This window comes from Bacteroides sp. 90-K9/2 (assembly GCF_047310725.1).
GTDB lineage: Bacteria > Bacteroidota > Bacteroidia > Bacteroidales > Bacteroidaceae > Bacteroides > Bacteroides vicugnae.
This window is the reverse complement of sequence record NZ_JBCGVL010000003.1, coordinates 341,276-364,936: the sequence shown is the minus strand read 5'-3', so window position 1 is coordinate 364,936 and position 23,661 is coordinate 341,276. Positions and strand designations below refer to the sequence as shown.

Here is a 23,661-nt window from a genome sequence, read left to right as displayed (position 1 = left end):
TTTTCTGAATCTTTTAGAGGATGAAAAAGGCTGCTATTTAAAAACATTCTAAATAATTTGCATGCTCCGAAGTTATGAATTATCTTTGCCAAAAATTTTGAGAGTTATGCGTTTGTCCGAATTAAAAACAGGAGAAAAAGGTGTTATTGTAAAGGTATTGGGGCACGGTGGTTTTCGTAAACGTATTGTGGAGATGGGCTTTATTAAAGGTAAAACGGTTGAAGTGCTGTTGAATGCCCCGCTAAAAGATCCCATAAAATATAAAGTTTTAGGTTATGAAATTTCTCTTCGTCGTCAGGAAGCTGAAATGATCGAAGTGATCAGCGAGGAGGAAGCAAAGAAGCTGGCCGAAAAGACCGTTTATCATGAAGGATTGCCTGAAGACCTTTCAGTAAAAGAAGAAGATATGAAACGGTTGGCGTTAGGTAAACGCCGTACCATCAATGTTGCTTTGGTCGGAAACCCGAACAGTGGCAAGACTTCTCTGTTTAATCTTGTATCCGGTGCTCATGAGCATGTCGGAAACTACAGCGGTGTAACCGTGGATGCCAAAGAAGGTTATTTTGATTTCGAAGGCTATCATTTCCGTATTGTCGATTTGCCGGGAACTTATTCTTTGTCTGCTTATACGCCGGAAGAAATCTATGTCCGTCGTCATATTATCGATGAAACTCCGGACGTGATTATTAATGTGGTCGATTCCTCCAATCTGGAGCGAAACTTATATCTGACTACCCAATTGATAGATATGAATGTCCGCATGGTAGTAGCTCTGAATATTTATGATGAGTTGGAAGCCAGTGGAAATACCTTGGATTATCATCTGTTGAGCAAGTTGTTCGGGGTGCCGATGTTGCCTACTGTCAGTAAGAAAAATCGTGGATTGGACACCTTGTTTCATGTTGTTATCAATCTGTATGAAGGAGTAGACTTCTTCGACAAACAGGGAAATATGAATCCGGAAGTTCTTAAGGATTTGACTGAATGGCATGACTCCTTGGTGGATCGCAAGAAACATGAGGAAGAGCATTTGGAAGATTATGTGCGTGAACACAAAAAGACGGGACGTGTCTTCCGACATATTCATATTAATCATGGACCTGATATCGAAAAAGCGATTGAGGCTGTAAAAAGTGAAGTGTCTAAGAACGAATTTATCCGGCATAAATATTCTACCCGTTTCCTTTCCATTAAATTGTTGGAGAATGATCCTGATATTGAACGTATTGTGCGCACATTGCCAAATGCGGATGAGATATTCCATGTCCGTGACAAGATGTCGAAGCGTGTTCAGGACACAATGAATGAGGATTGTGAATCGGCTATTACGGATGCTAAATATGGATTTATCAGCGGTGCACTGAAAGAGACATTCACAGATAATCACTTGGAGCAGGCGCAGACAACGAAAGTGCTGGATTCGATCGTAACTCATCGTGTTTGGGGATTTCCTATTTTTTTCCTTTTTATGTATCTGATGTTTGAAGGTACGTTTGTCATTGGAGAATATCCGATGATGGGGATTGAATGGGTTGTTGAGCAGATTGGTGACTTGTTGCGCAATAATATGGCAGAAGGTCCATTTAAAGATTTGCTGATTGATGGAATTATTGGTGGGGTAGGAGCGGTTATTGTCTTTTTGCCGAATATCTTGATTTTGTATTTCTGCATTTCTCTTATGGAAGATTCGGGTTATATGGCTCGTGCGGCTTTTATCATGGATAAGATCATGCATAAAATGGGATTGCACGGAAAATCATTCATACCTTTGATTATGGGATTTGGGTGCAATGTGCCTGCTATTATAGCTTCCCGTACTATTGAGAACCGGAAGAGCCGCCTTATTACAATGTTGGTGAATCCTTTGATGTCTTGTAGTGCGCGTCTGCCGATTTATTTATTGTTGGTGGGTGCTTTCTTCCCGAACAATGCAAGTCTGGTGTTGTTAAGTATTTATGTGATTGGTATTGTATTGGCTGTGGTAATGGCCCGCTTATTTAGCAAGTTTTTGGTGAAAGGTGATGATACTCCATTTGTGATGGAGCTTCCACCTTACCGGATGCCGACAGCGAAATCGATCTTCCGTCACACATGGGAAAAGGGAGCGCAGTATTTGAAAAAGATGGGAGGAATTATTATGATTGCTTCTATTATAATCTGGTTCCTGGGATATTATCCGAATCATGATGCTTATGAAACGGCTGCTGAACAGCAGGAAAATTCTTATATCGGCCAGTTGGGGCGTGGCATAGAGCCGGTTATAAAACCACTGGGATTTGATTGGAAACTAGGTATTGGCTTGCTTTCCGGTGTGGGAGCGAAAGAGTTGGTAGTAAGTACATTAGGTGTCTTATATGCAGATGATCCGGATGCTGATTCGGTAAGTTTGGCAGAACGAATTCCGATTACTCCATTGGTTGCTTTCTGTTATATGTTGTTTGTATTGATTTACTTTCCGTGTATTGCGGCGATAGCGGCTATAAAACAGGAATCGGGTAGTTGGAAATGGGCGCTCTTTGCTGCTTGTTACACAACGGGCTTGGCTTGGCTTGTATCATTTGCTGTTTATCAGATTGGAGGACTGTTTGTATGAATAATTGGCAAGATTGGGTAGTCGGAGTACTGGTTGTACTCTGTATTGCCCGCGTTATATATGGAATATTTCTTTTTTTTCGTCGTACGCGAGAAAATCAGAATCCTTGCGATAGCTGTGTAAGTGGCTGTGAACTAAAGGATATGATGGACAAGAAACGCGGAGAGTGTGATGTAAAGAAAAAAAGTACAAAGAAAAATTGCTGCGGATAGTTGGTAGTTTCAAAATTTGTACTACCTTTGCAACCGCAAACGAGAAATAATGGTTCCTTGGATGAGTGGCTTAGTCAGCGGTCTGCAAAACCGTGTACGGCGGTTCGAATCCGCCAGGAACCTCAAGCAAAGCTCCGAAACTACTTATAATAAAGGGTTTCGGAGCTTTTTGTTTTTGAAGAGGACGCAAATAGGGGCGCAAGCTTTGGATAAGTTTATTTACGATGCACCGATAAACGCTTTTTTTCAACGTGTACCCGGACTTGCTACTTGAAATGTAACGGTAATTAATAAAAAAATGCTGCTTATCTGATGTGATAAACAGCATTCATTCTGGAGAGCCTCTTGTCGGATTCGAACCAACGACCCCGAGATTACAAATCACGTGCTCTGGCCAACTGAGCTAAAGAGGCGTTTTTCTTTTGCGGGTGCAAAGGTATGAATTTCTTTTAAAAATGCAAATACATCGCATACTTTTTTTATATTTGCAAAGTTACCAATGATTAGATGAAAATGAAAATTATGAATGTATGTAGTATGGCGCTTTTAGCCATAGGTATATGGGCTTGTTCCGGACAGAAGAAAGGAACGGCGAATGTTGAAGTTGCAACAGATAGTGTAGAAGTAGCTACGGATGCAAAATCTGTTCAGGCAGATAGTACAGGATATATTGTCCGGGTAGGAGAGATGGCTCCGGATTTCACGATTACCTTGACAGATGGGAAACAAGTGAGTTTATCTTCCCTTCGTGGTAAAGTAGTCATGTTGCAGTTCACAGCAAGCTGGTGTGGAGTTTGCCGTAAAGAAATGCCGTTTATCGAGAAGGATATTTGGTTGAAGCATAAAAATAATGCAGACTTTGCTCTGATTGGCATTGACCGTGACGAACCGCTTGACAAAGTACTGGCTTTTGCTAAATCTACCGGAGTCACTTATCCGCTAGGACTGGATCCGGGAGCTGATATTTTTGCGAAATATGCATTACGTGAATCCGGAATAACGAGAAACGTGTTGATTGATAAGGAAGGGAAAATTGTAAAGCTGACTCGTTTATATAATGAGGAAGAGTTTGCTTCTCTTGTGCAGGCAATTAATGAAATGCTAAAATAAAAGAAAACCCTCATCAGATGTTCCTAACGGAACAGGTATGAGTATATAAAAATAGTGACGCTATCCGGAGTGCATACCGTCACTATATGATGATGTATTCAAGCAATGCTAAGTTTGACCAGATAATCGTAATGCTTTCCTTCTTTTATCAATTCTGCCTTAAAACCACATTCGGAAGCATATAAGCTAAGAGTCTGGAAATCTACATATAACCAGTCGAATGTGTCTCCTTCTACATCTTTATACTGCATTTGGAAGTTAATCTCTCCGTAATAATCTCCGGCAAGGTCGATGACTATGCTACCGTCTTCCTCTTCAAAAAGATAACGCAAATCACTGGAATCCATAAGTATGCATCCACCAGGGCGGAGAATACGTTTCATCCGTTGGAAAAAAACGGGCATATTATTCAGCCGTCCGATAATTCCGGAACCATTCATGAGCATTAGGATCGTATCGAATGTTTCGGAAAATGTTTCATCAAAAAGGTTGATGAGGCGGGGATCGTTCACTCCGCGTTGTTTCATTACTTCGACAGATAAGGGAGAAATGTCAATGGCGCATACGTTTTTTCCCATTTCCTGAAGTGCCAGCGCATGGCAACCACTTCCGGCACCTACATCCAAAATCCGTCCGGTAGCCATTTGCAGGGCGGTACGCTCTAGTATAGGCATAGACTGTATATTACGAAACAGTTCTTTGACGGGAATTTCATCTTCTTCGAATTGAGAAGAAAATACCCGCAAACGATCAGCTCTGTGATGGTTGAAATAGTCAGAAATAGCGGCTCCCATCGGGTCCTTTTCTGCAGAAAGAATTGTTGTTGCCATTGGTGGTTACGATTGTTAACTTTGCAAAGATAAATAAATCCGCAGAAAAGGGTTATCTTTGCCATCGGAAATATTGAATACTAATAAATGATTATATGAGTATAGAAGAAGCAATCATGGGTGGCATCGTTTTTAAAGGTAAGAAAGATAAGCCCAAAGAAGAGGAAAAGGTGAAAACGAAAGCGAAAAAAGCGACGTATATTCGTGGTCAGCATGGTTCGGGTGCAGCGAAGATGAAAGCAGATATCCGGAAGAAAAGAGCTAGTCGACATAAAAAATAAAAATATGTTTATAAATATAATAGTTTGTATAGTTGCTGTTATACTTCTATTGCGAGGTGCTTTTCTTGTTCTGCAAATGGGAATCTTGTGGATAATTCATTGCAAGATAATAAAAGCGTATAGCAAGAAAACATATGGGAAGGTAGTGGATATAGAGATACTAAAGTCTGATGGTGTGAATATTACTGATGTATGTATACCAAAAATAAAATATAAATTGGAGGGAGAAAAAGAGGTATGTTGCCAATTTCTTCCTTCTGCTCCAAAGAGTGAAAGGGAAAGTCATGTTTATCTTTATCCAAAACAGTATCATGTAGGTGATAAGGTTGTCATATTGTATGATAAAAATAAGAAAGATGATATGTTTGTGTTGCCAAGCATGCAAATAATGAGGCTGTTTATTAGCCATTTTGTTCTTGGTAGTTTTTTTATAATGTCGGCAATTTTAGGGCTATCCTTTGTTTTTTAGAAACAGCGTTCTCTATATAAAAAGGTGGGGCAGGATAATTATCCTGCCCCACCTTTTTATATAAAATCACTTCTGTGGAAGTATTTCAATCCAGTAATCATCCGGGTCGTTAATAAAATAAAGCCCCATGGCAGTATTCTCAAAACATACACAATTCATTTCTTTGTGATAGGCCCTGATTGCATCGTAATCACCGGCTACACGAAAACAGAGGTGACTTTCGTTTTCCCCCAGTTCGTATGGAGCAGTATGATCTTTGAGCCATGTCAATTCCAATAGGAATCCCGTTTCATTATCTGTCAGGTAAACCAGTGTGAATGAACCGTCGGATGCTTCTTTCCGATGATGTTCTTTTAAGCCGAGTGCTTTCTCATAAAAAGCGATACTCCGCTCCAAGTTTGTAACGTTGATATTAAAATGGTCAAATTTACTTTTTATTTCCATTGTTGCAATTTTCCTTATTTTTTCATTAAGAGTTTCACAATTTCTCCAACATAGGTACGGGGTTGTCCGGCTTGCGGAGTTGTCTGTGAAGGCATTTTCTTACATTCGATAACAGCTGAAGGAGTTGTTTGGTTCGGAGCATACAATTTTAGTGTATAGCTGTCTGCCTTTTCTATTGCGTCATAAGGTTGATCGGGTGAAAGTGTGCAATATGCAACAGCTTTTCCTGATTGATAACCCAATGCACCACCTGCATTTGCAGTCATATTGGTCATGTTGAACTCATCTTTTCCGATGCTGATCACTAATTTGCCACTTCCCATTAAAGCATATACTTCGCCCGGAATTTGTTTCAAATCAATTTCTGTATAACCGGATGCGTCGGATGCAACTTTGGTAGCCGGAGTGGCAGGAGTCAAAGTAGCCGCAGGAATGGTGGTTTGAGCAGATTCGGTAGTGGTAACTTTACCTCCCTGACCGATAATGATCGGACCGGCAGCGGCCACAACAGATGTTTTTTGTTGCTCTTCTTCTTTTTTCTTTTTCTCTGTCTTCGGACGAGTATCAGGTGCTCCGAAAGCTACTGCTACATCCATAAACATATCATCTGCGAAATCTACAGTTTTTCTACGCCATTTAGCTAAGCCGCGCACTAATTTGGTCTTTGCTTTATTGAGCGCATATTTATCGGTGATCCATTCTTCTGCTTTGTATTTCTCTGTTTCACGGTAAGTGAAACGGATTTTCTCAAGCTCTACCAGACAGTTGCCGGGTTTACAGGTAACGGTAATCTGATAGTTGACCAGTGTACGGTCTAATGAAAGGGCGCTTGAACTGAAAACAATCCATTCTTCTCCAACACCGGCAATTGTCCCCTTTGCTTCGTCAGAGAAAACAATGCGGCTATCAATATTTTTATTTTCTTTCAGACGTTCGTCCATCCACTTTGTCATTGTGTCGTAGATTTGTGCCTGACTCATTCCGGGAATCTGGAATTCTTTGGAAAATACTACTTTACCATCTACTTCAGGAACAGCTCCTACAAGGTACCTGGTGTCGTCTTTCTTCTCTTTTGCAGAATCTGCCTTCATCGCCATCGGCAATGCAAGGAACAGGGTAAGAAACAGAATCGTAAATTTATTCATAATTATCATGTGTTTATTTGGTAATCTCAAAACTTTCGCCCCGATGGGTGATGCTGATAAAACGGCATCCGGCATTTTCAGCAAAACTACGAAGCGCATTTCCCCCCTCATAATCTTCACTGAAGTGCATGGGCACAAATATAGTAGTTTTTATTTGTTCGATGAACTGTTTTGCCCCTTTCATGTAATCTTTTCCCATTCTCCGATCCACTGGGAATAGTACTAAATCGATGTTTGGCGCTTTTTCTTTTAAATATTTAACTTCTGCAAGGAAATCACCATTGGCTTTTCGGATCTCTTCTTCAGTAGATTCCTCACTCCAATGCCAGTTGTTCAAGTCGCCGGCATGGAAAATACTCCAATCTTGCAGGTGAAGCAGGAACGAACTGCCGACATCCGTTGAGCCGAAAGCATCGATACGAATTGTCTCGTCGTCGTATGTTTCTCCTTTTTTAATATAGAAAGCATCTTCGGCTTTGGCACGATGGGATTTCAAGATATCTTTGGAGAAAATATATTGAATGTCGGGGCGTTGTTCTTTCCAGGTCAATATCTCACGGTTAAAGTGGTCGGGATGGAAATGGGTGGCCAATACATATAGCTTACCCGGCCTTTTCAGGAGATAATCATGTACGATTCCCCGGTTATGTTCCGTTTCGGAAGAATCTTTGTAGTAATCGATGATAACGGTTACACCTTCCATTTCGATGGCGAAACCGCTGTGATAAATATAATCCAGTGTCATAAGCTGACTATTTTATAGTTGCAATATTACGTATTCTAGTTGGAGTTGCCAAGAAAAATCGACGAAATCAAGGAGCAAGACGACTGATTTTCCATTCCCCGTCCGGTTGCAGGGTATATAGAAAACGGTCGTGCAGACGGTTGGGACGTCCTTGCCAGAATTCAATCCTTGTTGGGGTAACGGCGTATCCGCCCCAATTATCAGGTCTTTCCACTTCTTTTCCGATCCACCGGGCTGCCTCCCTGACAAAAGACCGTATTAATTGCATTCTGCTTATTATAGGTTGACTTTGGGGAGAAATTCGTGCACCGACCCGACTTTTATAAGGACGTTTCCGGAAATATTCATCCGATTCTTCCGGAGGAACTTTCGTCGCTATTCCCTCTATATGTATTTGTCTTTCGAGGGCGTGCCACACAAAAGAGAGGGAGATATACGGATTTTGTGCCAATTGCCTGCCTTTACGGCTTTCATAATTGGTATAAAAGACAAATTTTCCATCATGGAGCCCTTTTAATAATACGGTACGGGTAGACGGTCTCCCTTCGGGAGATACGGTTCCTACAATGACTGCAGTCGGTTCGTCCACCTCTGCCTCAATTGCTTCTTGTAGCCAACGATTGAAAAGCGAAAGCGGGTCGCCGGGAAGTTCACTTTCCCGCAACCCGCCTTTCGTATATTCCTGTCGGATATCTGCTATGTTTAATTTCGCCATAAGATTATCTGGCTGTTTTTAGTTCTTAATTTCTAATGATGGAATCACATAGGTACTTCTATTAATAGGATATGTGAATCTTTCAGTGTCTCCAGTTCGAAACTGTTGGTATCGTAAACACCCATACCATCGCGGCGTTTCAATACTTCGCCGTCTACTACAATTTCTCCCTCAATGAGGAAAATATAGACGCCTGCATGACTTTGATGCATATGATAACCCAGTTTCTTTCCGGCTTCAACTTTACCGATTGAGAACCAGGTGTCTTGTAAAAGGGAAGCAGGTGTACTGCCGTCGGGAGATACGATGACTGCCAGTTCATTCGGACGTTCCAGTTCTGCAATGCTGAAATCCTGGTAAACGGGACGGGTGTTCCGTTCTCTCGGCATAATCCAGATCTGCAGGAATTCTACCGGTTCTACAGGGCTTGCATTCACTTCACTGTGGAAGATTCCCGTTCCGGCACTCATTGTCTGAATTTCTCCAACAGTAATGATGCGGCTGTTCTTCTTGCTGTCTCCATGTTGCAGATGTCCTTTCAGAGGGATGGAGATGATTTCCATATTCTTATGCGGGTGAGTCTGAAAACCTTCTCCGGGTGCAACCTTATCATCATTCAATACGCGAAGGGCACCGAAGTTGATACGATTGGAGTCGAAGTATTCGTCAAAACTAAAAGTATGGTAACTATCCAACCAGTCATACTGGGAATGTCCTCTTGTATCTGCTTTATGTATTACTTTTTTCATAAAATCTGTCCTTTCTCTTATTTGTTTATATGTTTTGTAAACAAAGAAAGGAGCTTAAAAGTTTTATTTCTTCACTTCATTTAGCAAAGGCTTATGTTTGATAAAATCTTTTATGTTTTGCAGGGTGGTCGCAGCAATATTCTCCATCGCTTCATGTGTGAAAAAAGCTTGATGAGAAGTGACGATCACATTATTGAATGAAAGCAAACGGGCGAGTACATCATCGTCGATAATACGGTCGGATTGGTCTTCGTAGAAGTATTCACTTTCTTCCTCATATACGTCCAGTCCTGCAGAACCTATTTTTTTGTTCTTCAATCCTTCGATCAGTGCGTTGGTATGAATCAGCTGTCCACGGCCGGTATTGATAATCATTACTCCGTCTTTCATTTTGCTGATAGAGTAGTCATTAATCAGGTATTTGGTCGCTTCGGTGAGCGGACAATGTAAGGAGATGATATCCGAATTGTGATATAGTTCGTCCAATGAAGTATAAACTATTTGTTCTTCACGGGCGAAGTTATGGTCCGGATAGAGGTCGTAAGCCAATACGTTCATTCCAAACCCTTTTAAGATGTGAATCAGTATTTTCGCTATTTTTCCTGTGCCGATGATGCCTGCTGTTTTTCCATGCATGTCGAATCCCATCAGGCCGTGCAGGGAGAAATTGCCGTCTTTGGTACGCCAGGAAGCACGGGGAATTTTCCGGTTTAGCGATAACATAAGAGCTACGGTGTACTCTGCAACGGCATAAGGAGAGTAGGCAGGAACCCGTACTACGGTAATTCCGGCAGCGGCGGCAGCATCTAAATCTACATTATTAAATCCGGCACAGCGTAGTGCCAATAGTTTTACTCCGTTGGCTGCCATCACACGGATTACTTCTGCATCGGCAACGTCGTTCACAAAGATACAGACAGCATCTACTCCTTGTGTCAGTAGTACGTTGTTTTTATTCAGATGCCCTTTGTAGTAGCGTATCTCAAACCCGAACTCTTTGTTTTTGTCATTGAAAGAGGACTCATCATAAGGCTTTGTGCCGAAAAATGCAATTGTATAGGCCATAATATTATTCTATAAATTATATAATATTAAACGTTGGAGCAGGTGAATTTGTTTAATCAATCCATCATTCGAAAAACAGATTGTTTCATTAGAAACAGTTTGATTTTTCAATTAAAATGGCGGATATATGAAAATAAATGCACAAATGTGTGCTCCCTGTGCAATATTATTATATCTTTGCGCCGAAATAATTTTAAAAAAGATTTAGATGAGAAAAATTTCGTTGATTGGTCTTGCAATGTTGATCGTTTCAATTCCAACTTTTGCCGGAGATTATCTAACCAATACGAATCAGAATGCTGCTTTCTTACGCATGATAGCCCGCGGCGCTTCCATCGATGTTGATGGAGTTTATAGTAATCCTGCCGGACTGGCATTTCTTCCCAAAGATGGTCTTCAAGTAGCACTTACTATTCAAAGTGCATATCAGACCCGTGATATTGCTGCAACAAGTCCTTTATGGACCATGGACGGACAGACTACTGTGCGTAATTATGAAGGGACGGCTTCTGCTCCCGTTATTCCTTCCATACATGCTGTATATAAGAAAGGTGACTGGGCGTTTTCCGGTAGCTTTGCCATTGTGGGTGGCGGTGGAAAAGCTTCTTTCAACACAGGCTTGCCTATGTTTGATGCCGCTGCTATTAGTTTGGCAAATTCTGCGAGTGGAGGAATGTTGAAACCTAATATGTACAATATTAATTCGGCTATGGAAGGTCGTCAGTACATCTATGGTTTTCAGTTAGGAGCAAGTTATAAGATTAATGAACACTTCTCTGTTTTTGCTGGTGCACGTATGAATTATTTTACTGGTGGATATAAGGGGCATTTGAATATTAGTCTGAAAGAGGGTGTGGCTCAACAGTTGGGTGCTGCCATAGTACAAAAAATCATGGCTGCTAATCCTGATATGAGTTTGGAACAAGCAACTCTGGCAGCGCAGGCGCAATCGGGTCCTTTGCTTCAAAAACTGGATGATACAAAGATTGAGCTTGATTGTGACCAGACAGGTTGGGGATTGACACCTATTATCGGCGTAGATGCTAAATTCGGAAAGTTGAATTTGGCAGCGAAGTACGAATTTAAGGCTAATATGAATATTGAAAATGATACGCATACACGTGAGTTTCCGGATGCAGCTGCGGATTTTATGGCACCTTATGCGAATGGTGTGAACACGCCGAGCGACCTTCCTTCTATGCTTTCTGTAGCAGCAAGTTATGAATTTTTGCCATCATTGAGAGCTTCGGTAGAATATCACTTTTTTGATGATAAGAATGCCGGTATGGCGGATGGTAAGCAGAAAACACTGAGACATGGTACACACGAGTACTTGGCGGGTGTCGAATGGGATATCAATAAACTGTTCACAGTCAGTGGAGGTTATCAGAAAACAGACTACGGATTGAGCGATGCTTTCCAATCAGATACAAGTTTTTCTTGTGATTCTTATTCAGTTGGTTTCGGAGGTCGTATTAATTTCACGCAGGCATTGAGCCTTGATGTTGCTTATTTCTGGACTACGTATAGTGATTACACTAAAGAAAATGTACGTGGATTAGGTGCATCTATTGATAAAGACGTTTATAGCCGTACCAATAAAGTATTTGGTGTGAGCGTGAACTATAAGTTCTAGATTTCTAATCCTTTATATGTATAGAAAAGCCGTTTCGACACCATGTTCGAGACGGCTTTTTTGTTTTACTGTTCTATGTTAGTTTAGAAAGAATACTGTACCAGCATATTCAACCGGTTGGCGTGGCGGGTTGAAGAACTGAAATCAGTACGCCATCCTCTTAAATATTCTACGCCCACTTGCAGGTTACTGCTTACATTCCAGAAAGCATTAGCCACTAAATACTGTCCTTTGCGATAGGATTCCGGATTTTCACTTGGATATCCGTTTTCAGAATAAAGTCTGGATAAACTATATGTGCCGGATATAAAGATGCTCGGACAAAGGTTATATTGCAACCCTGCATACCATCCCAGCATCGGGAGAACCTGCATTTTTCCCTCATTATCAGGATCGGGAACGATATCTACGTTCAGATTACTTAAATCGTTCAGGTAAGATCCGATACCTTTTCCATAATTAAACTGTCCGAATGCTTGTAATTTCTTGGTAATATTGAATGTTGTAGATGCTTGCAACCCGAATCCGGTGGCGGAATAGGCTTTCTCATGTACGTTACTTGAGTAAGTCATACTACGGACAATAGCACCTAATTTAACGTGACTGCTACTATTCCAGTTATACTGTACGGAAGTGGCGAAGTCCGGCATCCGTTGGGTGTTGATAGACAAGTCATTGTTGGTTGTACCGTCTACTGAAGGCATTTCCATTGAAACACCGAATTTCCAGTTTTTCAACTTATCGTACATATAACTCAATTGCGTGGTGCGGTAAAATGCCGACCCGTTAGGACCTGCAAAGTCGATGGTAGGAGGCAGTGCGGAGAGGTCCATGAACGAACCGTAGCTGTATCCGATCGTGAAACCGAGGAATTGCGCATAAGCGTTCTGCAATTCAAAGGTTTTTCCGTCACCCCGGAAGTTTCCGGCTGTGTAGACAACGAAGTCTCCCAGATGTTTCGTACGTCCTACCAGTTTGAGGAATAGGGTAGAAGTGGTGATGTCCATCTGGAATTGATTCTTGGCAAAATTGCCGCTTCCGCGTTGTGGAATCAATGCCGGATAGAAATCGACATCATTTACGATACCGTTAAAGTCATACTCTGCCGTTGCACGGACATATCCTCCGATGCCCAGGGCAAATTTCCCTTTTTGGTCGGTGAGCAGGAAGCGGGGAGCATTCGGGTCGTGGAAACGCATCTGCGAACGGTCGTTCATGATTCGGATGATTTCATCTCCTGCTTTGTTCTTCGAAACAAACATGATGGAATTGGGTTCTTCATCTTCGATGATTACTTTCTTTTGTGCATGAGCACAGAGGGGAAAAATTCCTATCCCCAGTAGCATGGCTACCATTTTAAAGCTTGTTCTCATTATCAGTTAAGTTTTAGGTGAATGCCCAATGAACAACTAAAAAAAGAAATGGTTGAGAGGGGCAAAGGAAAAATAGCCAAACTAATCGGAAGAATTGCTATTTATAATGATTCTAAAAAAGCGGATCTTTGTATCGTACTAATTAGATAAAAGAAATACGATGATGGAAAAAGTGGATTTTACTAAAGGAATATTGGCGATACAACCGGATTTGCATCGCTTCGCATATAAATTGACGGCAGATCGTGACTCTGCCAATGATTTGGTTCAGGACTGTGTGTTGCAGGCACTGGATAATCGTGAAAAGTTTACATATAGTAAGAATCTGAAAGGATGGATGTATACGCTTATGCGTAATATTTTTGTCAACAACTATCGTCGTACAGTTCGCGAAATGAATCTGATTGATGACAGTTATTCTATCAATCAGCAACATTTGATCGAGGATGAAGATGCCGACAGGTTTGAGTTTACGTATGATATGAAACAACTGTATCGGGTGATACATTCCATACCGGAAGAAATGAAAGTTCCCTTCCAGATGTTTGTTGCCGGATTTAAGTATCGAGAAATTGCCGAAAAATTAGGATTGCCGATGGGAACGGTAAAGAGCCGTTTGTTTTTCATCCGTAAGCGGTTGAAAGAGGAACTGAAAGATTTTTCTTCCTGATGCAGGTGCCTGATTGAGTGATGTGTTTTAAGGTCAAAGTGATGAGCCTTCCTGTCAGAATACGACGACTGATGGGAAGGCTTGTTTATTTTCTGCTGAATGCCGTCCATCAACGTTTTAATACTATCTTCAACATAGGGATAAATCCACGGCAGTAGCATAGATATCGCCTTAGTTGTTCGGAAACTCCGAACAACTGGAGCTTGTTGAAGCTTTCTTTTTCAGAGATAAAACAATTTTATATTTTCGCTCTCCGAAATAGTTAAAAAAACAGTCTTCCCACCGTAGTAACCGATAAGAAGACTTGATGTTCCATGATATATTTTTTGATTAAACATCCACTTAGAACAACAGAGCGACTAAAAGGATTTCGATGTTAGGGAAATTTCATGATTGTTTTCATTCATCCAAATATTTATAGAGATAGCACCCTTCTTCATCATCAAGGATATTCAACTGTTTCAGTCGGTTGATTAACTTATTTAGTGAGGTCGGACCAATGTTCGGTAGTTTATTTATTCTATTCCATCCGTATTTATAGGTGATTTTTAATAAATCCCGAAGTGTCTGTACACCGTTTTCGCCTAGCACCCGACTTGATCTTGGGTCAAACTCAAAGTCACGAATAGGAGTATTGAGCAGGTGGATGGCATTTTTCTTTTCCCGGGCTGCCGGACTTTCCTTTTCTAAACTATTCTTGCTGAATAGATTTCTGCCGAAGTTCATTTCGTATAGTCGCAGTGCCGCTTTGAGATACGTCATTTCGTCTTTGTATGTCTTTAGAAATCCGATTCGGGATTGAATATCCCGAATAAGTATCTGAAACTCTCTTCGAATATAAAAGAAATCTTGGCAGGATTCTTCTGCATATTTTTTGAAATTACCTTCCAGTGTGACAAACAGGAACATGCGTCTTCTGTTTTCATTTTGAATCATTCCGGCAAGTTCTTTTATTATCAGACGCATCATTGGGGTTAGTGGCGCTAATGATTGGAGAATAAATAGATTTTCTTCGTTTTCTCTTATGAGTTTTTCTTTGCGTCGTTCAAACTCTTCATTTGTAAGGGCAAGCTGTGTGTTTCGTTCGATACATTCCAGCAAACTGTTTTCATCCAGCATCAGGTAATGGTCAATTTCTGTGAAAGTAATTTCCTGTCTTTTGCACCACGTATTGATACGTCTGATAGATACTTGATACTTCTCTGCGGCTTCTTCAATGCCAATCCATTGTTTTGTTGTCATACCTCAATTTGTTTTTTTAGTGTATGCGCCGCAGCCGGATTATAATAAAATAAGAGGCACGGACGATACATATATTCCTTACTAGAGGCAGTCGCGCGAGCCCACAGAAATCGAATATAGTATGCCCGCACCTGTACTTATATGTCTTAATTTGGATATAAGTTCAGTGCGGACATCTAATTTTGATTTCTGTTTCGAAAACGCGACTTTTCTAATAAGATAAATTAAATGTCCTAAAACATGAAGATTGGCTGTCAATAATGGTCCAATCCTCGCTGCAAATATAAATATTTTTTCGAGAAGAAAGGATATGAAAAGGTCGTTTTTTGTCAATCTCATAGAAAATAAGTAATCGCTAAAAAATAAGTTGGGACACTTTTATATACTGTTGCAGATGAACAAGCCGGACAACTGCACCAAAAATTACTTTAAATGGTACGATAAGGAATATATTTTAGGCACGGATTACACGGATTTCACGGTTTTAAGAGATTGGATAGACTATTAAAAACCGTGTTAATCCGCGTAATCCGTGCCTGTTTTTTTATGACTTGACTTATTTCAAAACGATTATAGTATGAGTAGAAAAAGATAGGTGTTTAAAATGTTGTTCTTTTCTTTTTGCCCTCTCGCTTTTTTCTTATACCTTTGCCCCCGAAAGATAAAAATAAAGTATGATGCCGTGAATAGCGGTCGTGTATTCTAGAACACCACGTAAAAAACAGGAATAATGAAAGAGAAAGTATCTGTACCCTTTATGCTGCTGGGCATTCTGTTTAATGTCTGTCTCATTGCAGCCAATCTTCTTGAAACAAAAGTAATCCAGGTGGGTAGTCTGACCGTGACAGCCGGATTATTAGTTTTTCCTATTTCTTATATTATTAATGATTGTATCGCCGAAGTTTGGGGATTCAAGAAAGCGCGGCTCATCATTTGGAGCGGTTTTGCCATGAACTTCTTCGTGGTTGCTCTTGGGTTGATAGCTGTTGCCATTCCGGCTGCTCCTTTCTGGGAGGGTGAAGAACATTTTGATTTTGTATTCGGCATGGCGCCTCGTATCGTGGCTGCCAGTCTGATGGCTTTTTTGGTAGGCTCATTTCTCAATGCGTATGTGATGAGTAAGATGAAAGTAGCCAGTCAGGGACGTAACTTTTCGGCCCGTGCCATCTGGTCTACTGTAGTAGGTGAGACTGCCGATTCACTGATTTTCTTCCCGGTAGCTTTTGGCGGAATCATTGCTTGGAAAGAACTGCTTATCATGATGGGGATTCAGATTGTGCTGAAATCCATGTATGAAGTTATGATCCTTCCGGTGACAATCCGTGTAGTGAAAGCCATTAAGAAGGTAGACGGTAGTGATGTGTATGATACCGATATCTCCTATAATGTGTTGAAAATCAAAGATATTTAAGATAGAATATGAATAGAGAAGCAGCATTGGTTGTGTTTAGCGGTGGACAGGACTCTACTACTTGTTTGTTTTGGGCAAAACGCAACTTTAAGAAAGTATATGCCTTGAGTTTCCTGTATGGTCAGAAGCATCAGAAAGAGGTGGAGCTTGCACGGGAGATAGCCCGGAAAGCAGAAGTGGAATTTGATGTGATGGATGTTTCCTTTATCGGACAGTTAGGTCACAATTCATTGACCGATACTACGATGGTGATGGATCAGGAAAAACCAGCAGATAGCGTTCCCAATACCTTTGTTCCGGGACGTAATCTGTTTTTTCTAAGTATCGCAGCGGTATATGCCCGTGAACGTGGCATTAATCATTTGGTAACGGGAGTTTCCCAAACGGATTTCAGCGGTTATCCCGATTGCCGTGATGCCTTTATCAAGTCTCTTAATGTAACTCTCAATCTGGCTATGGATGAACAATTTGTGATTCATACCCCTTTGATGTGGATTGATAAGGCAGAAACATGGGCATTGGCCGACGAACTGGGAGTGCTGGAACTGATTCGCACCGAGACTCTGACTTGCTATAATGGCGTTCAGGGAGATGGTTGTGGGCACTGTCCGGCTTGTACACTACGTCGGGAGGGATTGAAGAAGTATTTAAAAAGTAAGAATCAATAATATCTCTACATAGAGATTAAAATGCATTTTTTTGTTGTCATCTGTCACATTGTTGTAGGTAAGTGTTTGATTATGAAATGTCTGGTCTGTGACGGCAAGTAGTGACAGCAGCTAATTTTGATATTTTGCTGTCACTACTTGCCGTCACCGGTACGTTCTAATTAATAAATGGTAGTAGCTTCTATCCGGAACGTATAGGCTTAGATTAGTTTCAACAGCATGAAACTGTTGTTTCATCGGTGAGAAACTAGAGTTTCAACGGTAGGAAACTAAAGTTTCTAACGCTTGAAACTATAGTTTCAAGGCTTGAAACAGTTTGTTCCAAGTAATGAAACACTTTGTTTCAGCACGGGAAACACATTGTTTCAGGCAATGAAACTCACCGTAACAAGTAAGATGAGGAGAAAGCAAACGTGGGTTAAGAGTTGATGGTGATAGGTGATAGATGCGGTGATAGGTTGTAAAATGAATCTTTCACCACTGAAACCTCGATGAATAAAGCGTTTGAGGCTGAACGGTGATAGGTGAAAGAGGAAATGCATTTTTTTGTTTAGGGTAGAGGTTGTAGTTAACGAGTGCAGTGACTGAATTAAAAGACCAACTTTCCTTGTTAGGAAGAAAAACCGAGTATAAGCAAGATTATGCTCCTGAAGTACTGGAAGCCTTTGATAATAAGCATCCTGAAAATGATTACTGGGTACGTTTCAACTGCCCGGAGTTCACAAGTCTGTGTCCTATTACCGGACAGCCGGACTTTGCCGAAATACGTATCAGCTACATTCCTGATATAAAAATGGTGGAAAGCAAGAGTTTGAAACTCTATCTTTTCAGTTTCCGCAGTCATGGAGCCTTTCATGAAGATTGTGTGAATATCATCATGAAAGATCTTATCCGGTTGATGAATCCCAAATACATAGAAGTAACCGGGATATTTACTCCTCGCGGTGGTATTTCCATTTATCCGTATGCCAATTATGGTCGTCCGGGAACAAAGTTCGAACAGATGGCAGAACATCGTTTGATGAATCGGGAATAATAAAAATAAAGGAATTCACTTGCTAAAAATATCGAATATGACTCATCATGTGCCTGTTGAATTGCAAAACTATGTTCGGCAAAGTATTATCCCTCAATACGCTAACTTTGATAAAGCGCATCAAATAGACCATGTAGAAAAGGTTATGGAGGAAAGTCTGAAATTAGCGGCACATTATGAAGTCGATTATTCGATGGTTTATGTCATTGCTGCTTATCATGACCTGGGATTATACGAAGGACGTGAATTTCATCATATAACCTCCGGCAAAGTGTTGCTAGCGGACGAAACTTTGCGGCGTTGGTTTACGGATGAGCAGCTGTTGCAGATGAAAGAGGCGATAGAAGATCATCGGGCTTCTAATAAACAGGCTCCCAGAACAATCTATGGAATGATTGTTGCCGAGGCTGACCGAATTATTGATCCCGAAGTCACTTTACGTCGTACCGTACAATATGGGCTGTCTCATTATCCGGAGATGGATAAAGAAGAGCAATACGCCCGTTTTCGGAAACATCTTACTGATAAATATGCAGAAGGAGGGTATCTGAAGTTGTGGATATCCCAATCGGATAATGCCGGACGGTTGGCAGAACTTCGTCAACTAATTGCGGATGAAAAAAAACTTTGTAGAGTTTTTAATAAAATCTATGAAGAAGAGAATAATACAGTTTTGTGAAATATAGCTATTAGCTTGCGTTCGATTCATTTTTTATTTTTATCTTTGTCATATTAAGGATTGCAATACGATAGATAATGGAAGAATATATTACTCGATTTTCAACATATCTTTTTTGGGATGTCAATAAAGATGATTTGGATATGGAGAAGCATTCACAATATATAATAAAGAGAGTGCTTGAATATGGTATGTTGCAAGATTGGAATATTGTAAAACAATATTATGGTCTTGGGGGAATCGTCGAAATAGCTAAAGGGTTTCGTGAATTGGAGCCTCGGGCTTTAGCTTATCTTTCTGCCATTTCACAAACTCCTAAAGAACAATTTAGATGTTACACTTATCAACGGTCGAATCCACAACACTGGAACTTTTAAAACAGTTGCAACAGTTACCTGTACTTTGTAATACTCGTCTAGTCGGTGGTACTGCATTAGCTTTGCAATTAGGACATCGAAAGTCGGTCGATTTGGATTTTTTTGGTCAGATTAATGTAGATTCTCAAGATTTGAAGGAAGCTTTGCGAACACTTGGGACACTGACTATCTTAAATGATTCTAAGAATATACACATTTACGTATTGAATGAGGTTAAAATAGATATCGTGAACTATACTTATCCTTGGCTTGATGATGTCGTATATAAAGATGGGATACGTTTGGCAAGTCCTAGAGATATTGCGGCAATGAAAATTACTGCTATTGAAGGGAGAGGTACTAAAAAAGATTTTTCAATGAATACTTTTTGTTGAAAAAGTATTCATTGAAAAATCTGTTGGATTTCTATTCTCAAAAATATCCTGACTCATCTTCTTTTATGGCTATGAAAAGTTTAGCTTATTTTGAAGATGCGGAGGAGGAGCCAATGCCTTATATGTTTGTGGATGTATCTTGGGACGAAATTAAAAAGTCTATTTTGTCTCGTTTATAATAGTATATGAGATAAGTTACTATTCATGATGATACGGCCCTCCATTCAATATAGTCATCGCCCGATAAATCTGCTCAACGAATATCAGCCGGATCATCTGATGTGAGAAAGTCATCTTGGACATTGAAATCTTTTCGTGTGCCACTTGATAAACTTTTTCAGAAAAGCCATAAGGCCCTCCGATAATGAATACCAGTCGTTTGTTGACCGTGTTCATTTTCCGCTTCATATATTCGGCGAACTCCAGAGAACGCATTTCTTTTCCGTGCTCATCGAGCAATACCACCACGTCGCCCGGTTGAAGAGCTTTCAGTATCAGTTCCCCTTCCTTTTCTTTCTGCACTTCCATTGAAAGGCTCTTGGTGTTTTTCAGTTCGGGGATCACTTCCATATCGAAAGTGATAGACCGTTTAGTACGCTGGATATAGTCGTTGATCGCAGTTATATAGTGTTGTTCTACGGTTCGTCCTACGACGAGCAGGGTTGTTTTCATACGTTTACAATTCTGATTATTGCACAAAAATAGGCATTTTTTATGTTATTCTGCAATTAATGCTTACCTTTGCCTATCATTAGTTGAAAGTTTAAAGCTTTAAACTTCAACTTAAAAGCTTGTATTTATGAAAAAACGAGTGCTTGCAGGAATGACCGCTTTGCTTCTTTCTCTCTCGTTGCTGATGGCGCAGGAGATACCGGCAGGAGTGATAACGGCATTTAAAAGAGGAAGCTCGCAAGAGCTGAGTAAGTATATGGGGGACAAGGTAAACTTGGTGCTCCAAGGTCGCTCGACAAACGTTGACAAACAGAAAGCAACAGCTACCATGCAGGAATTCTTTACGAAGAATAAAGTCAGCGGATTTAACGTGAACCATCAGGGAAAACGGGATGAATCAAGTTTCGTTATCGGTACGTTGGCTACTACTAATGGGAACTTTCGTGTGAACTGTTTCCTGAAGAAAGTGCAGAATCAATATTTAATACATCAAATAAGAATTGACAAGATCAATGAATAAGGAAAAAGAACTGATCGACAAGTTGATCGATCTTGCTTTTGCAGAAGATATAGGTGATGGTGATCATACCACCCTTTCATGTATTCCCGCTACGGCAATGGGAAAATCAAAATTGCTTATCAAAGAAGCCGGTGTGTTGGCTGGCATCGAAGTTGCTAAAGAAATCTTCAACCGTTTCGATCCTACCATGAAAGTGGAAGTGTTTATCAATGACGGAACAGAAGTGAAACCGGGTGACGTAGCAATGGTAGTGGAAGGAAAAGTGCAATCTTTGCTTCAAACCGAACGCCTGATGTTGAACGTGATGCAGCGTATGAGCGGTATTGCAACAATGACCCGTAAATATGCAAAGGTGTTGGAAGGCACAAATACCCGTGTGCTTGACACCCGCAAGACAACTCCCGGTATGCGTATCCTTGAAAAAATGGCAGTGAAAATCGGTGGCGGAGTAAACCATCGTATTGGTCTGTTCGACATGATTCTTCTGAAAGACAATCATGTGGACTTTGCCGGAGGTATCGACAAAGCCATCACCCGTGCCAAAGAATATTGCAAGGAAAAAGGCAAAGACCTGAAAATAGAAATAGAAGTCCGCAGCTTCGACGAACTGCAGCAAGTTCTTGATCTCGGTGGAGTAGACCGTATCATGTTTGATAACTTCACTCCCGAAATGACAAAGAAAGCAGTAGAGATGGTGGCAGGTAAATACGAAACTGAATCTTCGGGTGGTATCACCTTTGATACGCTCCGCGACTATGCCGAATGTGGCGTAGACTTCATCTCTGTAGGAGCTTTGACTCATTCAGTGAAAGGACTGGATATGAGTTTCAAAGCGTGCTGATTTTTTTTCACCACAGAGGACACAGAGTACACAGAGGAACAATGATAGGAAATTCTTCCTATAAAATAAGTTTAAATCCTCTGTGTACTCTGTGTCCTCTGTGGTGAATCGTATTCTTTAACTTCTTTTAGCAATATTCCTTGCAGCATTCCTCAAACTCTCGCGTCTAATAAGCAAACGACGCAGACATACGTTCGATTTTAAAAAAAGTAATTGACTTTGGAAAACGAGATAGAACTGATAAAGGGCTGTCGGGCAGGAAAGGATTCAGCCCGAAAGGAGCTTTACACCCTCTATTCCAAACAGATGCTGGCGGTATGTTTCCGCTATACGGGCGATATGGATGCGGCGCATGATGTACTGCATGACGGTTTCATCAAGATTTTTACCAACTTCTCGTTCCGGGGTGAGTCTTCACTCTGTACATGGATCACCCGGGTGATGGTCACTCAATCACTCGATTTCCTGCGACGGGAGAAACGAGTCAGTCAGTTGGTAGTGCATGAAGAGCAGCTTCCCGATATACCGGATATATCGGATTCGGGAGGAGGGGCTGGAATCTCCGAAGAGCAGTTGATGGCTTTTATTGCCGAATTGCCGGATGGTTGCCGAACCGTTTTCAACCTTTATGTGTTTGAAGAGAAATCGCACAAGGAGATAGCCAAGATGCTTCACATTAAAGAGCATTCATCTACTTCGCAGTTGCACCGGGCCAAATATTTGTTAGCAAAAAGAATTAAAGAGTATAGGAATCATGAAGAAAGAAAATGATGAAATAACCGATCTGTTTCGCACACGTCTCGCTGATGCCAGGATGAGTGTACGGGATGGCTTTTGGGAAGAGCTCTCGCAGGAAATTCCTGTGGCTTGCCAGCATCGTCGCCGGATTCTGCTCTTCCGTGTGGCGGCTGCGGCGTCTGTATTGCTCGTTTTGGCAGCCTCGTCGGCTACTTTCTTGTATTTCTCTCCAAAGGAAGATATGGAAGAAGCATTTACAAAGATAGCCGTGACGAATGGAGGACAGATGGATGGAGATGGAATACGTGTCAATCAGTTACCGCTGCCGGTAGAACCGGTGTTGCCGAAACCGGCTCCGAAATCTTACGGTATGCTGTCGCAATATACAGAGGAAGAAGATTCTCTTTCTATCACTTTCTCCATGTCGTTTTCTTTTTCTTCCACTACTTCTACGGGAAATGGCAACCAATATGCTAATCAGGTGCATAATGGTTATTGGCAGGCAACAAACGGTAATACAGAGTCATCTGTCGCTCCGGAAGAACAGTCGAATGTCAATATGGTTCAACCCAAAGCAGTGAAAAAGCATCGCTGGGCGATGAAAGTTCAAGTGGGTACAGCACTTCCGGCAGATAATGGTACTTATAAAATGCCGGTTTCCGCAGGGGTGACGGTAGAACGTAAGTTGAACGATTTTCTCGGCATAGAAACCGGACTGCTCTATTCGAACCTCCGTTCTGCAGGGCAGCACTTGCACTATCTGGGGATCCCCGTTAAAGTGAACGTGACGTTGGTAGATACGAAGAAAATCGACTTTTATGCTACTGTGGGAGGAATAGCCGATAAATGTATTGCCGGTGCACCGGACAACAGTTTTAAAGAAGAACCTATCCAGCTGGCAGTGACTGCCGGTATTGGAATCAACTATAAGATTAATGACCGACTTGCTGTTTTTGCCGAACCCGGAGTTTCGCATCATTTCAAGACAGATTCGAAATTGGCTACGGTACGAACGAAACGGCCGACTAATTTTAATTTACTTTGCGGACTTCGCATGACGTATTAA

At 41.1% G+C, this 23,661-nt stretch carries 26 protein-coding genes, 2 tRNA genes and 1 pseudogene; 18 read left to right on the top strand and 11 right to left on the bottom strand.

The genetic code is table 11. From position 1 onward, the window contains the following. Window positions 1-106 precede the first annotated feature (106 nt). From feoB to AAHJ11_RS10895, 3 genes are all read left to right on the top strand, one after another. On the top strand, window positions 107-2,593 hold the full coding sequence (gene feoB / locus AAHJ11_RS10905; RefSeq protein ID WP_413579522.1) for a ferrous iron transport protein B: 2,487 nt from the start codon (window positions 107-109) through the stop codon (window positions 2,591-2,593). Continuing rightward, window positions 2,590-2,805 (top strand): hypothetical protein, encoded by a 216-nt coding sequence (locus tag AAHJ11_RS10900; protein WP_148364751.1) that lies wholly within the window; start codon window positions 2,590-2,592, stop codon window positions 2,803-2,805. Before feoB ends, AAHJ11_RS10900 begins: the two co-directional genes overlap by 4 nt. Before the next feature lie 51 nt (window positions 2,806-2,856). Further along, a tRNA-Cys gene (locus AAHJ11_RS10895) sits at window positions 2,857-2,928 on the top strand. 216 nt (window positions 2,929-3,144) lie between these two features. On the opposite strand, the gene AAHJ11_RS10890 is transcribed toward AAHJ11_RS10895, so the two are convergent. Next, a tRNA-Thr gene (locus tag AAHJ11_RS10890) sits at window positions 3,145-3,218 on the bottom strand. A 94-nt stretch (window positions 3,219-3,312) separates the two neighbouring features. Between AAHJ11_RS10890 and AAHJ11_RS10885 the strand changes: the two genes are divergently transcribed. After that, a complete protein-coding gene (locus AAHJ11_RS10885; RefSeq protein WP_148364800.1) occupies window positions 3,313-3,915 on the top strand; it encodes a TlpA family protein disulfide reductase in 603 nt (200 codons plus the stop codon). A 98-nt stretch (window positions 3,916-4,013) separates the two neighbouring features. Here AAHJ11_RS10885 and AAHJ11_RS10880 read toward each other — a convergent pair whose 3' ends face one another. After that, window positions 4,014-4,745 carry a class I SAM-dependent methyltransferase gene (locus AAHJ11_RS10880; RefSeq protein WP_413579521.1) on the bottom strand — a complete coding sequence of 244 codons (732 nt, stop codon included), beginning with the start codon at window positions 4,743-4,745 and terminating at the stop codon, window positions 4,014-4,016. Between the two features lie 95 nt (window positions 4,746-4,840). Between AAHJ11_RS10880 and AAHJ11_RS10875 the strand changes: the two genes are divergently transcribed. Both AAHJ11_RS10875 and AAHJ11_RS10870 read left to right on the top strand, forming a co-directional pair. Further along, on the top strand, window positions 4,841-5,026 hold the full coding sequence (locus AAHJ11_RS10875) for a hypothetical protein (RefSeq protein WP_004300779.1): 186 nt from the start codon (window positions 4,841-4,843) through the stop codon (window positions 5,024-5,026). 4 nt (window positions 5,027-5,030) lie between these two features. Beyond that, window positions 5,031-5,495 carry a DUF3592 domain-containing protein gene (locus AAHJ11_RS10870; RefSeq protein ID WP_258981349.1) on the top strand — a complete coding sequence of 155 codons (465 nt, stop codon included), beginning with the start codon at window positions 5,031-5,033 and terminating at the stop codon, window positions 5,493-5,495. Between the two features lie 66 nt (window positions 5,496-5,561). Here the strand turns inward: AAHJ11_RS10870 and AAHJ11_RS10865 are convergent, their stop codons facing one another. The 6 genes from AAHJ11_RS10865 to AAHJ11_RS10840 all read right to left on the bottom strand — a co-directional run bounded on the left by AAHJ11_RS10865 (window position 5,562) and on the right by AAHJ11_RS10840 (window position 10,358). Further along, complete coding sequence (locus AAHJ11_RS10865) at window positions 5,562-5,939, bottom strand: VOC family protein (RefSeq protein ID WP_004304308.1); 378 nt, start codon at window positions 5,937-5,939, stop codon at window positions 5,562-5,564. Window positions 5,940-5,953: 14 nt separating this feature from the next. Next, window positions 5,954-7,084, bottom strand: coding sequence for a DUF4468 domain-containing protein (locus tag AAHJ11_RS10860; protein WP_148364801.1), 1,131 nt, complete (start codon window positions 7,082-7,084; stop codon window positions 5,954-5,956). Window positions 7,085-7,097: 13 nt separating this feature from the next. Beyond that, the gene (locus AAHJ11_RS10855; RefSeq protein ID WP_413579520.1) at window positions 7,098-7,829 is read right to left on the bottom strand and encodes an MBL fold metallo-hydrolase; all 732 of its coding nucleotides are present in this window, start codon (window positions 7,827-7,829) and stop codon (window positions 7,098-7,100) included. Between the two features lie 67 nt (window positions 7,830-7,896). After that, window positions 7,897-8,544, bottom strand: coding sequence for a pyridoxamine 5'-phosphate oxidase (pdxH, locus tag AAHJ11_RS10850; RefSeq protein ID WP_259023248.1), 648 nt, complete (start codon window positions 8,542-8,544; stop codon window positions 7,897-7,899). A gap of 44 nt (window positions 8,545-8,588) precedes the next feature. Then, window positions 8,589-9,293, bottom strand: coding sequence for a pirin family protein (locus AAHJ11_RS10845; protein ID WP_148364804.1), 705 nt, complete (start codon window positions 9,291-9,293; stop codon window positions 8,589-8,591). A 63-nt stretch (window positions 9,294-9,356) separates the two neighbouring features. Continuing rightward, window positions 9,357-10,358 (bottom strand): 2-hydroxyacid dehydrogenase, encoded by a 1,002-nt coding sequence (locus tag AAHJ11_RS10840; RefSeq protein ID WP_195649410.1) that lies wholly within the window; start codon window positions 10,356-10,358, stop codon window positions 9,357-9,359. A 208-nt stretch (window positions 10,359-10,566) separates the two neighbouring features. On the opposite strand from AAHJ11_RS10840, the gene AAHJ11_RS10835 reads away from it, so the two are divergent. Beyond that, entirely contained in the window at window positions 10,567-11,994 is a 1,428-nt protein-coding gene (locus tag AAHJ11_RS10835) for an OmpP1/FadL family transporter (protein ID WP_413579518.1), read from the top strand. An 83-nt stretch (window positions 11,995-12,077) separates the two neighbouring features. Here the strand turns inward: AAHJ11_RS10835 and AAHJ11_RS10830 are convergent, their stop codons facing one another. Then, window positions 12,078-13,367 carry a DcaP family trimeric outer membrane transporter gene (locus tag AAHJ11_RS10830; RefSeq protein WP_074559100.1) on the bottom strand — a complete coding sequence of 430 codons (1,290 nt, stop codon included), beginning with the start codon at window positions 13,365-13,367 and terminating at the stop codon, window positions 12,078-12,080. A gap of 163 nt (window positions 13,368-13,530) precedes the next feature. Here AAHJ11_RS10830 and AAHJ11_RS10825 point away from each other — a divergent pair, with 163 nt between their 5' ends. Further along, window positions 13,531-14,037, top strand: coding sequence for an RNA polymerase sigma factor (locus AAHJ11_RS10825; RefSeq protein ID WP_074559099.1), 507 nt, complete (start codon window positions 13,531-13,533; stop codon window positions 14,035-14,037). Between the two features lie 399 nt (window positions 14,038-14,436). On the opposite strand, the gene AAHJ11_RS10820 is transcribed toward AAHJ11_RS10825, so the two are convergent. Continuing rightward, a complete protein-coding gene (locus tag AAHJ11_RS10820; RefSeq protein WP_217721148.1) occupies window positions 14,437-15,279 on the bottom strand; it encodes a DNA-directed RNA polymerase subunit alpha C-terminal domain-containing protein in 843 nt (280 codons plus the stop codon). A 730-nt stretch (window positions 15,280-16,009) separates the two neighbouring features. Here AAHJ11_RS10820 and AAHJ11_RS10815 point away from each other — a divergent pair. From AAHJ11_RS10815 to AAHJ11_RS10790, 6 genes and pseudogenes are all read left to right on the top strand, one after another. Continuing rightward, window positions 16,010-16,690, top strand: coding sequence for a queuosine precursor transporter (locus AAHJ11_RS10815; protein ID WP_148364806.1), 681 nt, complete (start codon window positions 16,010-16,012; stop codon window positions 16,688-16,690). A gap of 8 nt (window positions 16,691-16,698) precedes the next feature. After that, window positions 16,699-17,358, top strand: a complete 660-nt coding sequence (queC, locus tag AAHJ11_RS10810; RefSeq protein ID WP_320982727.1) for a 7-cyano-7-deazaguanine synthase QueC — start codon at window positions 16,699-16,701, stop codon at window positions 17,356-17,358. Window positions 17,359-17,938: 580 nt separating this feature from the next. Then, the gene (gene queF, locus AAHJ11_RS10805) at window positions 17,939-18,394 is read left to right on the top strand and encodes a preQ(1) synthase (protein WP_004304260.1); all 456 of its coding nucleotides are present in this window, start codon (window positions 17,939-17,941) and stop codon (window positions 18,392-18,394) included. Window positions 18,395-18,431: 37 nt separating this feature from the next. Next, window positions 18,432-19,073: an HD domain-containing protein gene (locus tag AAHJ11_RS10800; RefSeq protein WP_217721147.1), complete on the top strand. Its 642-nt coding sequence runs from the start codon at window positions 18,432-18,434 to the stop codon at window positions 19,071-19,073. Window positions 19,074-19,150: 77 nt separating this feature from the next. Then, a complete protein-coding gene (locus tag AAHJ11_RS10795; RefSeq protein WP_413579516.1) occupies window positions 19,151-19,450 on the top strand; it encodes a DUF6922 domain-containing protein in 300 nt (99 codons plus the stop codon). Further along, a pseudogene (locus tag AAHJ11_RS10790) lies at window positions 19,405-20,003 on the top strand (nucleotidyl transferase AbiEii/AbiGii toxin family protein). The gene AAHJ11_RS10795 and the pseudogene AAHJ11_RS10790 overlap by 46 nt, the downstream one beginning before the upstream one ends. 19 nt (window positions 20,004-20,022) lie before the next feature. Here AAHJ11_RS10790 and rlmH read toward each other — a convergent pair. Further along, window positions 20,023-20,496 (bottom strand): 23S rRNA (pseudouridine(1915)-N(3))-methyltransferase RlmH, encoded by a 474-nt coding sequence (rlmH, locus tag AAHJ11_RS10785; RefSeq protein WP_413579515.1) that lies wholly within the window; start codon window positions 20,494-20,496, stop codon window positions 20,023-20,025. A 127-nt stretch (window positions 20,497-20,623) separates the two neighbouring features. On the opposite strand from rlmH, the gene AAHJ11_RS10780 reads away from it, so the two are divergent. The 4 genes from AAHJ11_RS10780 to AAHJ11_RS10765 all read left to right on the top strand — a co-directional run bounded on the left by AAHJ11_RS10780 (window position 20,624) and on the right by AAHJ11_RS10765 (window position 23,661). Then, window positions 20,624-21,016 carry a DUF4783 domain-containing protein gene (locus AAHJ11_RS10780; RefSeq protein WP_148364809.1) on the top strand — a complete coding sequence of 131 codons (393 nt, stop codon included), beginning with the start codon at window positions 20,624-20,626 and terminating at the stop codon, window positions 21,014-21,016. Continuing rightward, entirely contained in the window at window positions 21,009-21,857 is an 849-nt protein-coding gene (nadC, locus tag AAHJ11_RS10775; RefSeq protein WP_004314515.1) for a carboxylating nicotinate-nucleotide diphosphorylase, read from the top strand. Before AAHJ11_RS10780 ends, nadC begins: the two co-directional genes overlap by 8 nt. Window positions 21,858-22,076: 219 nt before the next feature. After that, window positions 22,077-22,628: an RNA polymerase sigma factor gene (locus AAHJ11_RS10770; RefSeq protein WP_004300758.1), complete on the top strand. Its 552-nt coding sequence runs from the start codon at window positions 22,077-22,079 to the stop codon at window positions 22,626-22,628. After that, window positions 22,612-23,661 carry a porin family protein gene (locus AAHJ11_RS10765; protein ID WP_413579513.1) on the top strand — a complete coding sequence of 350 codons (1,050 nt, stop codon included), beginning with the start codon at window positions 22,612-22,614 and terminating at the stop codon, window positions 23,659-23,661. The genes AAHJ11_RS10770 and AAHJ11_RS10765 overlap by 17 nt, the downstream gene beginning before the upstream one ends.

Excerpts from the sequence above, each read along its gene's own strand:
- AAHJ11_RS10780 (WP_148364809.1), top strand. The coding sequence starts at position 20,624 with ATGAAAAAACGAGTGCTTGCAGGAATGACCGCTTTGCTTCTTTCTCTC.
- AAHJ11_RS10860 (WP_148364801.1), bottom strand. The coding sequence starts at position 7,084 with ATGAATAAATTTACGATTCTGTTTCTTACCCTGTTCCTTGCATTGCCG.
- AAHJ11_RS10840 (WP_195649410.1), bottom strand. The coding sequence starts at position 10,358 with ATGGCCTATACAATTGCATTTTTCGGCACAAAGCCTTATGATGAGTCC.
- AAHJ11_RS10875 (WP_004300779.1), top strand. The coding sequence starts at position 4,841 with ATGAGTATAGAAGAAGCAATCATGGGTGGCATCGTTTTTAAAGGTAAG.
- AAHJ11_RS10855 (WP_413579520.1), bottom strand. The coding sequence starts at position 7,829 with ATGACACTGGATTATATTTATCACAGCGGTTTCGCCATCGAAATGGAA.
- AAHJ11_RS10880 (WP_413579521.1), bottom strand. The coding sequence starts at position 4,745 with ATGGCAACAACAATTCTTTCTGCAGAAAAGGACCCGATGGGAGCCGCT.
- AAHJ11_RS10825 (WP_074559099.1), top strand. The coding sequence starts at position 13,531 with ATGGAAAAAGTGGATTTTACTAAAGGAATATTGGCGATACAACCGGAT.
- AAHJ11_RS10795 (WP_413579516.1), top strand. The coding sequence starts at position 19,151 with ATGGAAGAATATATTACTCGATTTTCAACATATCTTTTTTGGGATGTC.
- rlmH (WP_413579515.1), bottom strand. The coding sequence starts at position 20,496 with ATGAAAACAACCCTGCTCGTCGTAGGACGAACCGTAGAACAACACTAT.
- AAHJ11_RS10900 (WP_148364751.1), top strand. The coding sequence starts at position 2,590 with ATGAATAATTGGCAAGATTGGGTAGTCGGAGTACTGGTTGTACTCTGT.
- AAHJ11_RS10815 (WP_148364806.1), top strand. The coding sequence starts at position 16,010 with ATGAAAGAGAAAGTATCTGTACCCTTTATGCTGCTGGGCATTCTGTTT.
- nadC (WP_004314515.1), top strand. The coding sequence starts at position 21,009 with ATGAATAAGGAAAAAGAACTGATCGACAAGTTGATCGATCTTGCTTTT.
- AAHJ11_RS10845 (WP_148364804.1), bottom strand. The coding sequence starts at position 9,293 with ATGAAAAAAGTAATACATAAAGCAGATACAAGAGGACATTCCCAGTAT.
- AAHJ11_RS10870 (WP_258981349.1), top strand. The coding sequence starts at position 5,031 with ATGTTTATAAATATAATAGTTTGTATAGTTGCTGTTATACTTCTATTG.
- AAHJ11_RS10830 (WP_074559100.1), bottom strand. The coding sequence starts at position 13,367 with ATGAGAACAAGCTTTAAAATGGTAGCCATGCTACTGGGGATAGGAATT.
- AAHJ11_RS10865 (WP_004304308.1), bottom strand. The coding sequence starts at position 5,939 with ATGGAAATAAAAAGTAAATTTGACCATTTTAATATCAACGTTACAAAC.
- pdxH (WP_259023248.1), bottom strand. The coding sequence starts at position 8,544 with ATGGCGAAATTAAACATAGCAGATATCCGACAGGAATATACGAAAGGC.
- AAHJ11_RS10820 (WP_217721148.1), bottom strand. The coding sequence starts at position 15,279 with ATGACAACAAAACAATGGATTGGCATTGAAGAAGCCGCAGAGAAGTAT.
- AAHJ11_RS10800 (WP_217721147.1), top strand. The coding sequence starts at position 18,432 with ATGACTCATCATGTGCCTGTTGAATTGCAAAACTATGTTCGGCAAAGT.
- queC (WP_320982727.1), top strand. The coding sequence starts at position 16,699 with ATGAATAGAGAAGCAGCATTGGTTGTGTTTAGCGGTGGACAGGACTCT.
- feoB (WP_413579522.1), top strand. The coding sequence starts at position 107 with ATGCGTTTGTCCGAATTAAAAACAGGAGAAAAAGGTGTTATTGTAAAG.
- AAHJ11_RS10885 (WP_148364800.1), top strand. The coding sequence starts at position 3,313 with ATGAAAATGAAAATTATGAATGTATGTAGTATGGCGCTTTTAGCCATA.
- AAHJ11_RS10765 (WP_413579513.1), top strand. The coding sequence starts at position 22,612 with ATGAAGAAAGAAAATGATGAAATAACCGATCTGTTTCGCACACGTCTC.
- AAHJ11_RS10835 (WP_413579518.1), top strand. The coding sequence starts at position 10,567 with ATGAGAAAAATTTCGTTGATTGGTCTTGCAATGTTGATCGTTTCAATT.